Below are 12,581 nucleotides of genomic sequence, written 5' to 3'. Positions count from 1 at the left end.
CCAAAACATATCGACAAACTCTCCGGTGCGTAGTGCGCACCCTCAACGTTGGCGCCCCCGTGATGAACTTGCTGTTCCCTGTTCTTGCCACGCTGATCTGGGCCGCCAGTACCGTGGTCAATCGCCTTTCGGTTGGGGTGATTGACCCCGCAGCCATTTCCTTTTACCGCTGGCTGGTCGCGTTGCTGGTGTTGTCACCGGTGATGTTGCCCAAGGTCTGGCGGTTGCGGCAGCAGATTCGGCCGCACCTGCCCAAGTTGTGGCTGCTGGGCTTGCTCGGCATGTCGCTGTACCAGTCGCTGGCCTATTTCGCCGCGCACACTGTCAGCGCCACTTCCATGGGCCTGATCCTGGCGACCATGCCCCTGCTCACCGTGCTGCTCGCCTTTCCCCTGCTCAATACCCAACCGACCGCGACGTTATTGGTCGGTGCTCTGGTGTCGTTTGCCGGGCTGACGTGGTTGCTGGCCGCAGGCGACCTGCCCTCGCTCTGGGCACACGGGGTTGGCCAAGGGGAATTGATGATGTTGCTGGCCTCGCTGTCGTACGCGTTGTACTGCGTGCTGGTCAAGCGCTGGCAGATTCCCCTGCCGACCTGGGAAAGCCTTTACGTGCAAATAATCTGCGGCACCCTGCTGTTGGTGCCGCCCTTTGTGCTGGCCCCTTCGATAGCCCTGACAACCGCAAATGTCCCGCTGGTGTTGTTCGCGGGTCTGTTTGCCTCAGCGCTGGCGCCCGGCTTGTGGATGCGTGGTTTGCAAACCCTGGGGCCAGAAAAAACCGCCGTGCTGATGAACCTGGTCCCGTTATTTACCGCGGTGTTGGCGATTGTGTTGCTGGGGGAAACATTGCACCTGTACCACGCGGTCGGAGGCGGATTGATTTTACTGGGAATTGGATTGGCGCAATGGAAACCCGCGCGGGTAGTGACCGAAGTCGTGACCTAGGCGACCAGCAAGGTATCGCGCAATGTCTGCAAGCCTTTCTGGCTCAAACCACTGAAGCGCTGCAGGTAAAGATCCAGTCCACCGTACTCGGCGTCGATCACTGCATACGCAGCATTCAAGTACTCGGGACGGGCATCCAGCACTGCATCAATGGCCGCCTCGCTGACCGCTTGGCCGACCAGGTGGCTCACCGTGGTGCTCATGGCCTGCTGACGCGCCACCTCCAGCTGACTGAAGCGACGTGCCGAGAGCACATAGTCGGCCATGATGTGCTCCGGTGCGACGCCCAGTGCGTGCAGCAGCAACATCACCGCGACCCCGGTGCGGTCCTTACCCGCCGTGCAATGAATGAGCACCGATGCATTGCGGGTAGAGAACAGCTCGAACAGCGCTGGCAACAACGGCGCCAACAGGTGCGGAAGTTGCCGGTAGACCTCCAACATCATGTTTCGCGCGCCCTGAGTCTCTGGATTATCAGCGAGCATGGCGGCAATCCGTGGGTCGGCACGAACATCACCAAGCACCTCCAGGTGGAGTTGCGCGATAGCCGAATCGGGTACGCCGCTCGGGTAACGCTCACGCTCTGCGGCGCTGCGTAAATCGCAGACGGTTGTCAGGCCGATCCGCCGCAAGGTCTGCCAGTCTTCAGCGGTCAGTCGATCCAGCTGTTCTGCCCGTAACAGGTAATGGTCGCCGATACGACGACCACAACCGGTGGGAATACCTTTGAGGCTGCGAAAGTTATCCGCACCCTGCAAGCGCAACTCTTCCTGCCCGACCATTCTCAATCCTCCAGTAGATGTTGATAGGCCTGCGTTAACGGACGCGCGCCCTGCCCCAGTGTCGGCGTACGGCGAGGCTTACGCCCATGTGTGAGCAAACGCACGGTATCAAAATCTTCTGCAGCGGCGAAGAAACGTTCCACCATCGGCAAACCGTCCTGCCCCCAGTCATCCATATTCGACATCCAGGTCTGCATCCCCCAAACCGGCCAACGGCGAAACTGTTCCCAGGCAGCGTCCTGGTCAAGCACGCCTTCGGCACCGAGGCTGATCAGTTTTTCGCGGTACACCCGCAGCAGGCGTTGCGCATCGGCGCGCCGTTCCTCGACGGTTAAGGCCCCCAGCATAAAATAGGCGATATCGCGCCATGGCCGGCCACGCCTCGACAGTTGCCAATCCAGCCAGATACGTTGGCCGTCGCTGCGTAAAAAACTGTTGCCCTGATGCGAATCACCATGGATCAGGCAGCTGGGTGACGACTGTTCGCGCTCGAAAGCTGCCAATTCATCAAACGCATGGCTGAACAACTCCGGTGTCTCATACATCCATTTCGGCAACAGGCGTTGGTACTCCGGTTTGCGCAGATTGACCTTGATGTAGTTGTACATACGCAGCAGGCCGTCGCAGTCCACCGGGTTGGCCATCGACACCGGCAGCCAGCCCTGGCCCCGTAGCTGCGGACTGTTCCAGGTGGCAGCATGCAACGTCGCCAGTGACTCCAGCCCCCGAGCGACGCCATCCACGCCCAGGTGATCGGTGCTATGGCCAAATTTCCCGGCGGCCAGACCAAGGTCTTCCATCATCACCACGCCTCGACCGCCGCCATCGGCGTCCCAGTCGGTGAGATAGGTGTCTGGCAGTGGCGCATCGGACCAGCCGTGCGCCAAATGATAAAAGCGCGCTTCCAGCTCACAGATATCGCCGCTCTCGAAACCCTCGGACCAATTCGACTTCAGGCACACGTGCGCAGGAATACCCGCGTGCTGACCGACCTCATTCAACTCAAGCCTGACGCGGAATTTGGTGGTGTGACCGTTTCGAACTTCCACTGCCGTTAACGCCAGCACCTCGACGCCCGGATAACGCGGCTGCAATAGCTGAGTTAGCCAGGCTGCGGTAATTTCGCTCAGGTGCCGTGGCAACCGTCCGCTGCGCTGCGGGTAGGGCCGCCCCAGCGAGCTATCCGTCACGGCGTCAGCACCCGACCAGCGTTGGCCGGCACCTTCAGCTTGAGCAGTTCGATCGCGTTACCGCTGCGAATCCGCTCGCGGTCTTCAGCGGACAAGCCGATGCCTTCGGTCAGATCGCCATGGTCGTAGGCCCCGCCAAAGTTAGTGCCGTACAACAGGCGCTCCGCCCCCACCACCTCGGCAACGCCACGACGCAAGCCCGGCGCATGAACGTCAAGGTCGAAGTAAAAGTTCTGCAGGTAATCCATCAACGGACGCTGATTGCGCGAGTCCGGTGCCATGGCCCGGTTCAGTTCGCTCAGGCGCCCCAACTGGAAAACCGCCATGCCACCGGCATGGGTGATGTAGGTTTTCAAGGTCGGGAAAACATCCAGCGCGCCACCGCAGATCAGGTACCAGAAGAACAGTGTTTCATCGACGCAGTCACCGACGATGGAGGTGGTTTCAAACTTGTCGTCCGTGTGTTTTTCGCCCCAGTAAATCGACTGATTGAAGCCATGCACCATGATCGGTACATCCAGCTGGGTGAGTTTTTCCCAGACGGGGAACAGGCGTTCGTCGTGAGCCTCCAGGCCATTGAAGTTGGCCCCGCCGACGCACACACCCTTGGCGCCCAACTGAGTCACTGCGCGTTCAATTTCCTTGGCCGCATTCAGCGGATCCGCGAGGTTGGCGTGGCACCAGAAATCGAAGTGGTCGGGATCAGCCCGACAAAATGCCGACAACTCGTCATTGCAGATGCGCGCGTATTCGTTAGCGAAATCTCCCGCCCAATACATAAAGCAATGAGACGGCGTGGACATCACCAGTTTGTCGACACCCCGCTCGGCCATCAGCTGGCGACGGCTGGCGTGGCTCATGCGCGCGAGGATATTGGCCTGCGCTTCGGCATCCGTCGCGGCTTTGACCGGTTGCTTGGTGCCGAGGGAAAAATGCCCCACGGTCAGCCCCTGCACTTTCATGAATGGCCCCCAGAACTCGTGACGGTTCAGCATGCCCTCAGTCAGCAAGTGGGCGTGGACATCAATCAGCATGGCGTTCTCCTTGTTGTAATTAGCCAGCAGACCGAACGACCCGCTCGCAGGGCATCCGGATCAATTTAAGGGATAACTGCACCCTCAATAATATAAACACATTTCTAATATGTGTTCATTTAAATATGAGTCGCAGGGCTACCTTTTATAAAATCCGCACAAAAAAAAGCGGCCCTCTCAGGCCGCAAATGCGTGTTCAACCGATGAAATCAGCGTTGGGTCTCCTGGGAAACAATCGACTCAGGCTTCATGTCACGCTCCGATAACGGCGTGTCGTGCACCCGATATCCGCCCTTGAGGCCATCGTTGAGCAAAGACCACATGCCTTTGTTGAAGTCATAGCTGACGTTTTTTACCGTGTACGGCAGGTTTTTGTCGTACAGCTGCACGCCACTCTGGAACAGCGCGCGATACAGCACCCCGCCCTGGTCCCAGGCGTCATACAGGCCGGCACCAAACGTGTCTTCGTCGAGGTAGTAGGTGCGCTTGCTGTAGACGTGGCGTTTGCCCGGTTTCAGAGTCGCTTCCACCACCCACACCCGGTGCAGTTCCCAGCGCTCGCAAGCCGGGTTGGCATGATGCGGCTTGAACTGTTCTTCCTGGCCGCAACTGAAGTAGAACTTGTAGGCGTTGTACGGGATATACATCTCCTTGCGGCCCACCAGTTTGTAGTCGAAACGGTCCTGGCTACCGGAGAACATCTGCAATTCGTCGAACAGGTTCACACCGCCCTGGTTGGGCACCGGCGTGTCGTAGGCGAACTCCGGCGCCAACTTGATGCGGCGCATGCCTGGGGTGTAGCTCCAGGCACGCCGTGGCTGGCTTTGCGGGTCGAGGTAGTCAGCGAGGATGATCAGTTGCCCGGCGCTGCGGGCCGGATAACTGTCCAGTGCCCAGGCGCGGTAGTACAACTGCGGATCGCGATCGGTCTGTTGAGTCTGGTAGTACGGCGCCTCCTCCATGGTCGCGGACTCGGCGGTCTTGGTCACCGAACCCTGAGAATCCACTACCCAACTGTTGGACGAAGCCGTGGTGGTGTAACCCGTTCCCTTGTAGCGCAGTTGTTGATTCCAGATGACTTCATTGCCGTTCTGCGGAAGCGGGAACGGCAGCCCGCCTCGGCATGCCGGATCGACTGCGAGGTTGTCCTTGGTCGTGCGGCAGTTACTGGCGTTGCGCACAGAGGCATCGAGCAACGCTTGCGGGTACGCCGCGGTCCGGTGGGTCGGGTAAATATCCAGGTAGTAGTCGGGAAATTTACTCAGCAGCATTTTTTGCCCGCCGCTCAAGCGGTCGGCGTATTGCTCCATGTTTTTCGAGTTGATCCGCAGCAGCGGTTTTTCATCCTCGAAGGGGTCGGCCCAGAAGCCGCTGTCGGGCTTGAAGCCTGGCGGGCTCTGCGTCAGGCCGCCGGTATAGGGAGGAATGCTGCCATCGGCATTGCCCGCGATAATTGCGCCGAACGGCGTCAGGGTTTTTCCGATCTGTGCAACCTGGTCGGCCGGTGCCGCAGCCAGGCTGGCGGTGGCGATGCTCAACAGCGCCACCGCCCATGCAAATTGTCCTTTCATAAACAGATACTCCGCTTCTTGGCTTTTTTAGATGGAGGTTTTGAAGGTGAAGGCCAGCCAGCCACGGTCGGTTCCGCCCACGGCGCCGTTGCCCCCGACGGTGTCCCCGGGAATGTTCTTCGTTTGAGCGTCTGTATCGGAATAACGCAAACCAAATTCATAACGCTGGGCATACGTCATCTGCACGCCGGCAGACCAGGTCAGCGCGCCTTCGTTACCACCGCCGGCACTGGCTGCGTTGCCCGACAGGCCATAATTGACGGTCAACGGTACGGTCATGTCCCAGGACGGGAGTACCGACAGGTATTGCGGTGTGTAATTGACGGCGATGGCCGCGTAATCCCGGGTCGAACAACCGTCGCGCTTGTCCCCTGAACCGGGTGTGCCGACGCGGGGGTCAACGCAGTTATTGTTGTTTTCACCCAGATAAAGCTCTTCGTGCTCGGTCACTTTGCGCAGGTGGCTGTAGGCGAACTCGCCGATCAGCGTGGCGTTGTTGGCGATAAAGTTACGCGGCACGCCATACACAGCGTTGGCGACGAAGTGGTACGTATCGCCACGCGGTCCTTCGTTGTCGGAAGGATCAACGCCGACCGCGTTCAACGCACCGCCCTTGCGATAGGAGATCTCGCTGCCGATCGACACCGTGTCGAGCACGGTCGAAAGACTCAGGCCGACCAGTTTGACGCTGCGCGGGTACACCAGGCGGTAGCTGCCGGTAGCGGCCGAAACTTCTGGCGCCAACCAGGGTTGGTAGTCATCGAACTGGCGGTAGTAAGCGCCCACCGTCGATTGAATCGCCTCGACGTCGTATTTGGCCATTACGCCCCAGTTGGCGGAGTCACGACCGTATTTGGACTTCTCCCGGTTAAAGGAAAAACCAGGTGCTACAGGCAAACGGTCCGGGCCTTCGAAGAACGGGTCCGCTGCGCCGAAGTAGGTGCCGCCGTACGGAATGCGCGTGTAGTCCCATTCGTAGAAATATTGAGCGGCCAGTGTCAGGTTGTCGGTGGCCTGAGCTTTGACGGATATCTGCCCGATGGGCAAGAACACTTCCTTGGTTTCAATGCCAGGACTGGTCACTGCCTTGGCACCATCCAGAGGCGCTTGCGAGTAGGAAATCGCATGGGCACCGAACAGTAGCCCCTCGCCCCAGTAATTGGTATGCCGGCCGATCTTGACGTTCACCGAAGCATCGCCCAGGCGCAGGTTTTTCCAGACGAAGGCATCGAGGATTTCCCCTGAAGGGCCTTCGACGTAACGCTTCACTTCAGAGCTGTAGTGGTCGTTGTCGTAGCTGGTCTGGTACCCGGCAACATGACTGCGCACCGTGTCATTGTGGTACGCCTGGTCGTACCAGCCGGCGGCGCTGAGGCGTGCCCCCCAGTCTTTACGGTAGGCAAAATCGAGTTCAGTGAGCAAGTCGATGCGGTTGGTGACGATGTCACCCTTGTCGAACTTGCCGTCCGATTCATCGTAGTTAGGGTTGTTCATGATGCGCCGGTCTTGCCCCTCCGTTCGCATCCCCAGGTTGTAGCGCAGGGTGTTATCCCAACGCAGATGAAAGTCTGGATTAGCCAGTTCGATCGGCGCAGCCATCACCGCTCCACCGTAACCAAACGCCATTTTCCCTACCGCCAGCAGTACCATGGCCCGCTGGGCTCGCATGCGTCCCTGTTTGCTCATCTTTTTCATGCAAACCACCTTTTGTTTTTATTGTCAGTCGTTTTGTCTGCTCCCCGCTCGCGGGGTGTCATGGCTAGCGGCCGATGGGGTAGATGATGGATTTCTCCTGGGTGAATTCTTTAAGCCAGTTCGGCCCGAACTCACGGCCCAGTCCTGAACGTTTGAAGCCGCCGATGGGCGCATAAGGCAAGCTGCCGCTACCCCCATTGAGGTACACACTGCCGGCACGAATTCGTCGAGCCATGGCATAGGCGGTGGCGGCATCTGCAGAGGAAACAGCGGCGTTGAGGCCAAACCGCGAATCGTTGGCAATGGCAACCGCCTCGTCATCACTGTCGAAACCGATCACCACCCCCACCGGCCCGAAGATTTCCTCCTGGGCGATGAGCATGTCGTTGCTTACGTCATCGAACAGGGTGATGTCGCTGAAGAAGCCCTGGCGCAGATGCGCAGGTCGTCCACCACCGCAGACCAGCGTGGCCCCGGCGTCGCGGCCGCTGGCGATGAAATGCTCGACCTTGGCGCGCTGCGACTCGCGGATCAGCGGGCCCATCATCACGCTCGGGTCCGCCGGGTCACCGACCTTCCACTGCCCGGCAATGGCTTTGGCGCACTGCACGAATTGCTCGCGTACCGAGTGATGCACAACGAAGCGGGTGAGCAATGCACAGCCCTGCCCCGCGTTGACCGCCAGCCCGGCGACAGCTCCCAGCGCGGTGGCCTGAATGTCGGCATCGGCGCGCACGATCAACGCCGATTTGCCGCCCAGTTCCAGATGCACGCGCTTCAGGGTCGGCGCCGCCTGACTCATGATGCTCATGCCGACCGTTTCCGAACCGGTGAACGAGACCATGTCCACCCGCGGGTCGCTGCTCAACAAGCCGCCCACTTCAATACCGCCGGTGACAATGTTGAGTACGCCCTGGGGCAGGCCGATTTCTTCAGCGATCTGACCGAACAACAGCGCCGAGTACGGGGTAAATGGCGAAGGCTTGAGCACCAGGGTGTTGCCGGCCAGCAAGGCCGGAAACACCTTGGCCAGGTTAAGAAGAAACGGAAAGTTATAGCCGGTGATGCCGGCCACCACGCCGATGGCCTCACGCTCCACCGTGCCGCTGCCGAGAATCATCGGCCCTGCCGGGTTGAACGGATTGGGATTGGCCTGCACCGGAATCTGCAAGCTGTCGCTGTGCACAGACTGCTCGATCGCGGTCAGCACATGGCCCAGCGGCATGTCCACCTGCATGGCATAAGTCACGCCTTGGGAACAGCCGACCTCAGCGATAATCAGCGCGGCAATTTCCTCCCTTTTTGCCACCAAAGCTGCGTGCATCCGCCGCATGTACCCGGCCCGTTCGGCCATGCTCAACCAGGGCCAAGGGCCGTTATCAAAGGCGTTGCGTGCGGCGGCGATGGCTGCGTCGGCGCTCTGCAGATCACCATTCGGTGCATGACCGATGACCGCTTCGGTGGCCGGGTTGAGCACTGCTTCGCGCGGACCGTCAACATCCACCCACGCGCCATCGATGTACAGCTTGTCCAGCTGGGTAAAGGGAACACTCATGGTGTTGGATCTCCTGAGACTTTGCCGGTGATAATTTCTGCAGCGCGCATGGCAATGGCCATGGCCGGGGCATTGGTGTTACCGGAAACCAGGCACGGCATCACCGAAGTGTCGACCACACGCAGGCCCTCGACGCCGCGCACACGCAGTTGCGGATCGAGCACCGACGCGCTGTCGGCACCCATGCGACAGGTCCCGGAAACGTGATAGGCGGTCTGGCCGAAGCGGCGGAACGCAGCAAGAATTTGCGCGTCGCTTTCTACCTCCGGTCCCGGTGTCAGCTCGCCGACAATGAATGGCTTGAGCACCGGCTGTGCAGCCAGACGGCGGAACCAGCGAAACAAGGCAATTGCGGAAGTGCGATCGATCTCGGCGCTCAAATAATTGGCGTTGATCCGGGGTGGAACCGTGGCGTCCGCCGATTGAATGCGCACCTCACCCTGGCTCTGCGGACGCAGGAAATAGCCACCGATGGTCAGGCCGGGCTCCTTGTCGATTTCGACCTTGTTACCGTCGCCATCCATGGAATAGAGGCTGACGCCGATTTGCGCGTCCGGACGATCCAGCTCCGGGCGCGTCTTGATGAAACCACCGGCCTCGTGAGCGGCGTGGGTCATCGGTCCTTTCTTGCGCAAAAAGTATTGGGCCACTGCACCGAGTAACCCAATCCCATGGAAGCAGTGATTGAAGCTGCCACGGGTGACCCGATACTGCATGGCCATGTACACGTGCTCACGCAGGTTACGCCCGACCTCGGGGGCGTCGTGCAGCACACTGATACCCAGCGAGTTCAACAGTGCGGCCGGGCCGATGCCAGACAGTTGCAACAGCTTCGGCGATTCAATGGCACCGGCGCACAACAACACCTCGCGGCGCACTTCGAAGCGTTCCTTGCCGGCGCTGTTGTTGACCTGCACGTCACAGGCACGGTGATTGCTGAACTCGATGCGTTGAACATCCGTGCCGGTCATTAACGTCAAATTCGGACGTGCGCGCACCGGATCGAGAAAGGCCTTGGCGGCACTGAATCACTGGCCTTTCCAGGTGGTTTGCGGCTGATAGCCGAAGCCACCCTGAGTGACCGAGTCGATATGATTGGTGTCTTCAGTGCGCGCCACACCCAGCTCACCGGCCGCGCTGATGACGGCATCGCACAGGGCGTGGCCCGATGGGTGCACCGTGACTTTGAGCGGGCCACCGACTCCGCGCCATTGGCTCTTGCCCAACTGGTGGTCTTCGAGGGCGACAAACTGCCGGCCCATGTCTTTCCAGCCCCAGCCCGCGCAGCCTTGCGCTTCCCAATGATCATAATCAGCGGGTGCTCCCCGTACATAGACCATGCCGTTGACCGAACTGGAGCCGCCAATCGTTTTGCCTTTGAGCCATTGCTCATCGCTCATACCCTCACCGCGTGCAGCCTTGTAGCTCCACACATGCGGATTGCCGGGGCTGAGCAGTTTGCCAATGCCACGGGGCATGGCAATCAACGGACTGGTGTGATCCGGTCCGCTCTCGATCAGCAGCACCGAAACGTTCGTGTCGGCAGACAAGCGATTGGCCAGGACGCAGCCGGATGACCCCGCACCGATGATGATGTAGTCGTAGGTTTTGCTCATTGTTGTTCTTCTTTTGCGGGTTGCTGAAAGTCTTCCATTACCAAGGCGGCACTCACCGGTGTTCGTCGGATGTATCGCGAACCTCGATGACCCGTTCCGGGCAGGCACGGGCACCGCGGGTTGCCAGCCGCTCTTGCCCAATCGGCACACTTAAGCCGTTGCTGGCGATGTAGCCGTTGTTATCGAGTGGATAGAGCGCGGGCGCGACGTTGTTGCAGCGGGCATGACCTACGCAGCCGGATTGGTTGATAGGCGTTTTCGCCGTGGGCGGTGAGCTCTGCCCATAGATCGAAATCGCGGGCAAGGTGCTTGGGAATGTGCGCAGGAACAGGTGCAGGCGTTTCAGGAGCGTTATTCATTATTGTTCTCCAGGTCTCTATCGGACTGGAGAAACGGTAAGGCCGCAGACGCAAAGCCACAACGAACAGAAGCGCAAATCTGTACGGCATAGACGGAATTAATTAACACTTTCGCCGAATATGTTCTAAAAATAATCCTGCTGGTGCAAAAAATCCTCTGTCATTGTGTTCTGATCACCGCCGGGAAGCTCTTGTACCCGCCGTCATGAAACCAATAAAAAGCGCTGCCGAGGTTAAGAATGTCTCACCTAGCTTCCGTGCAAACAGCCGATAAAAATCACGCCAGTCAACGCCACGCCTTGCGTTCCCAACGCACCCGGGAATTGTTGCTGGACCACATGTATCGCCTGGCGCTGGAAAAGGGCTACGAAGGAATTACGGTCCAGCAATTACTGGACAGTACAGGGGTCGCGCGCTCCACCTTCTACGCGCACTTTCGCGACAAGGAGGACCTGATCGTCGCCGGGTACGAAGCCATTGGCGTTCCCTCGACCAAGGTCACCGAAGTTGATGGCGACCGCCGTGTCCTGCTGGATGTTTCGGCCTGGCTGTTCAGCGCCACCGAACGTCATGCGGCACTGACAACGGCGTTCTTCAGCGGCCCGGGACAGAACGTGATTCTCGCGCACCTGGAAAATATCCTGATCATCCAGGTCCGGGAACACTACCGGAAACAGGGCCTGTACCAAATCGATCAACTGCGTGGCGAGGCCGCCGTGCGCTGTTTCGTCGGTGCCCTGGTGGGGCTGTGGTTGTGGTGGGTGCGCCACGACTATCCGAACCCGGCGCGGGAAATGACCGAAACCTTCGACAGCCTGATGAACAACGGCACCTGGCCGCCTGACAACAACGTGCGCCAGTAGCGGGATCAAGAGGCGCAGGCCATGATCAGAAACTGTCGGAATGCCTGGGTCGGTGCCGACAAACAGTTATCCGGCAGCCAGATCAGCCCCAGTTCCATGGGTGGAATCACATCCACCAGCGGCCGGATTTCAATCTTCTTGCCTTCCAGAGACCAGGCCCGGTACAGCATGTCCGAGAGAATGGTCACACCGAAACCATGCCCCACCAGCCCGCGCAATGCCTCCATGGATGAGGTACGAAAAGCCACCTTGGGTGCCAGTCCGCGGGATTCCCAATAGCGCATGGTCGAGGTCTCCCCCTCATCGACCGTGGCCAGGATATAGGCATGCTCGGCGACGTCTTCGAGATTGATCGAGGTGGCAGACATCAATGGGTGCTGACTTGCCAGCCAGAGTTGGCGGCGCGAACGAATTAGCACATGGTGAGCGAAACCGTGCAAGTTCGGCGTATTGGAGACAATTGCCAGGCCCAAGTCGAGGTCGCCATTGCTCAGGGCCGCTTCAATGCTCTGGCGGTCCATGTCGATCAGGTCGATCTCTACCTGAGGGTAGCTACGTTTGAAGCGTGCCAGCAGCGCTGGCAGAAAGTAACCGAGCACCGTGTAGGAGGCACCCACACGCACGGTTCCTTGCATCGCATGGCCGAGAAACAGCGGTTCACTGAGAGCGTCCTGCAGCGTGTCGAGAATGTGCCGCGCATGCTGGGAAAACTTGTTGCCTTCAGCGGTCAGCGCCACGCCATGGGGCAAGCGGTCGAACAAGCTGACGCCCAAGGACTGTTCCAGATGCAACACCGCCGCAGTAATCGCCGACTGCGATACATGCGCCTTCAGCGCCGCCTGGGAAAACTGGCCGGCGTCGGCGGCGGCAACGAAATAGCGCAGTTGGCGCATGGAAATATCTTTGCCTTTCGTCATCTGATTTTCTGATACCTGCCGCCTGAATATATGAAACAGCTCGGTCCACGGG

Annotated in this window: 11 protein-coding genes and 1 pseudogene; 2 read left to right on the top strand and 10 right to left on the bottom strand. The window is 59.5% G+C overall.

Annotation, left to right across the window (positions count from 1 at the left end):
- Nucleotides 1-62: 62 nt before the first annotated feature.
- Nucleotides 63-947, top strand: coding sequence for a DMT family transporter (locus BLL38_RS03725; RefSeq protein ID WP_020300817.1), 885 nt, complete (start codon nt 63-65; stop codon nt 945-947).
- Here the strand turns inward: BLL38_RS03725 and BLL38_RS03720 are convergent.
- The 9 genes and pseudogenes from BLL38_RS03720 to BLL38_RS03685 all read right to left on the bottom strand — a co-directional run bounded on the left by BLL38_RS03720 (nt 944) and on the right by BLL38_RS03685 (nt 10,694).
- Nucleotides 944-1,729 carry a tyrosine-protein phosphatase gene (locus BLL38_RS03720; RefSeq protein WP_020300818.1) on the bottom strand — a complete coding sequence of 262 codons (786 nt, stop codon included), beginning with the start codon at nt 1,727-1,729 and terminating at the stop codon, nt 944-946. The genes BLL38_RS03725 and BLL38_RS03720 overlap by 4 nt on opposite strands.
- A gap of 2 nt (nt 1,730-1,731) precedes the next feature.
- Complete coding sequence (locus BLL38_RS03715) at nt 1,732-2,919, bottom strand: phosphotransferase (RefSeq protein ID WP_082643858.1); 1,188 nt, start codon at nt 2,917-2,919, stop codon at nt 1,732-1,734.
- The gene (locus tag BLL38_RS03710; protein ID WP_020300820.1) at nt 2,916-3,953 is read right to left on the bottom strand and encodes an amidohydrolase family protein; all 1,038 of its coding nucleotides are present in this window, start codon (nt 3,951-3,953) and stop codon (nt 2,916-2,918) included. Before BLL38_RS03710 ends, BLL38_RS03715 begins: the two co-directional genes overlap by 4 nt.
- A 209-nt stretch (nt 3,954-4,162) precedes the next feature.
- Nucleotides 4,163-5,524, bottom strand: coding sequence for a DUF1329 domain-containing protein (locus tag BLL38_RS03705; RefSeq protein ID WP_020300821.1), 1,362 nt, complete (start codon nt 5,522-5,524; stop codon nt 4,163-4,165).
- A gap of 27 nt (nt 5,525-5,551) precedes the next feature.
- Nucleotides 5,552-7,219 (bottom strand): DUF1302 domain-containing protein, encoded by a 1,668-nt coding sequence (locus BLL38_RS03700; RefSeq protein WP_020300822.1) that lies wholly within the window; start codon nt 7,217-7,219, stop codon nt 5,552-5,554.
- Nucleotides 7,220-7,283: 64 nt separating this feature from the next.
- The gene (locus BLL38_RS03695) at nt 7,284-8,774 is read right to left on the bottom strand and encodes an aldehyde dehydrogenase family protein (RefSeq protein WP_020300823.1); all 1,491 of its coding nucleotides are present in this window, start codon (nt 8,772-8,774) and stop codon (nt 7,284-7,286) included.
- Nucleotides 8,771-9,298: a GMC family oxidoreductase gene (locus BLL38_RS31340; protein WP_228022325.1), complete on the bottom strand. Its 528-nt coding sequence runs from the start codon at nt 9,296-9,298 to the stop codon at nt 8,771-8,773. The genes BLL38_RS03695 and BLL38_RS31340 overlap by 4 nt, the downstream gene beginning before the upstream one ends.
- A gap of 213 nt (nt 9,299-9,511) precedes the next feature.
- Nucleotides 9,512-10,390: pseudogene (locus BLL38_RS31335) on the bottom strand (GMC family oxidoreductase); the annotation flags it as partial.
- 52 nt (nt 10,391-10,442) lie between these two features.
- On the bottom strand, nt 10,443-10,694 hold the full coding sequence (locus tag BLL38_RS03685) for a ferredoxin (protein ID WP_154220403.1): 252 nt from the start codon (nt 10,692-10,694) through the stop codon (nt 10,443-10,445).
- A gap of 294 nt (nt 10,695-10,988) precedes the next feature.
- Here BLL38_RS03685 and BLL38_RS03675 point away from each other — a divergent pair, with 294 nt between their 5' ends.
- Complete coding sequence (locus BLL38_RS03675) at nt 10,989-11,612, top strand: TetR/AcrR family transcriptional regulator (RefSeq protein WP_032904483.1); 624 nt, start codon at nt 10,989-10,991, stop codon at nt 11,610-11,612.
- Nucleotides 11,613-11,617: 5 nt separating this feature from the next.
- Here BLL38_RS03675 and BLL38_RS03670 read toward each other — a convergent pair whose 3' ends face one another.
- Nucleotides 11,618-12,529, bottom strand: a complete 912-nt coding sequence (locus tag BLL38_RS03670; protein ID WP_020300825.1) for a LysR family transcriptional regulator — start codon at nt 12,527-12,529, stop codon at nt 11,618-11,620.
- Nucleotides 12,530-12,581: the final 52 nt, after the last annotated feature.

This window comes from Pseudomonas gessardii, from assembly GCF_001983165.1.
GTDB classification, from domain to species: domain Bacteria; phylum Pseudomonadota; class Gammaproteobacteria; order Pseudomonadales; family Pseudomonadaceae; genus Aquipseudomonas; species Aquipseudomonas gessardii.
This window is presented reverse-complemented; position numbering and strand designations above follow the sequence as displayed.

Excerpts from the sequence above, each read along its gene's own strand:
- BLL38_RS03720 (WP_020300818.1), bottom strand. The coding sequence starts at position 1,729 with ATGGTCGGGCAGGAAGAGTTGCGCTTGCAGGGTGCGGATAACTTTCGC.
- BLL38_RS03700 (WP_020300822.1), bottom strand. The coding sequence starts at position 7,219 with ATGAAAAAGATGAGCAAACAGGGACGCATGCGAGCCCAGCGGGCCATG.
- BLL38_RS03725 (WP_020300817.1), top strand. The coding sequence starts at position 63 with ATGAACTTGCTGTTCCCTGTTCTTGCCACGCTGATCTGGGCCGCCAGT.
- BLL38_RS31340 (WP_228022325.1), bottom strand. The coding sequence starts at position 9,298 with ATGGATGGCGACGGTAACAAGGTCGAAATCGACAAGGAGCCCGGCCTG.
- BLL38_RS03710 (WP_020300820.1), bottom strand. The coding sequence starts at position 3,953 with ATGCTGATTGATGTCCACGCCCACTTGCTGACTGAGGGCATGCTGAAC.
- BLL38_RS03675 (WP_032904483.1), top strand. The coding sequence starts at position 10,989 with ATGTCTCACCTAGCTTCCGTGCAAACAGCCGATAAAAATCACGCCAGT.
- BLL38_RS03670 (WP_020300825.1), bottom strand. The coding sequence starts at position 12,529 with ATGACGAAAGGCAAAGATATTTCCATGCGCCAACTGCGCTATTTCGTT.
- BLL38_RS03705 (WP_020300821.1), bottom strand. The coding sequence starts at position 5,524 with ATGAAAGGACAATTTGCATGGGCGGTGGCGCTGTTGAGCATCGCCACC.
- BLL38_RS03695 (WP_020300823.1), bottom strand. The coding sequence starts at position 8,774 with ATGAGTGTTCCCTTTACCCAGCTGGACAAGCTGTACATCGATGGCGCG.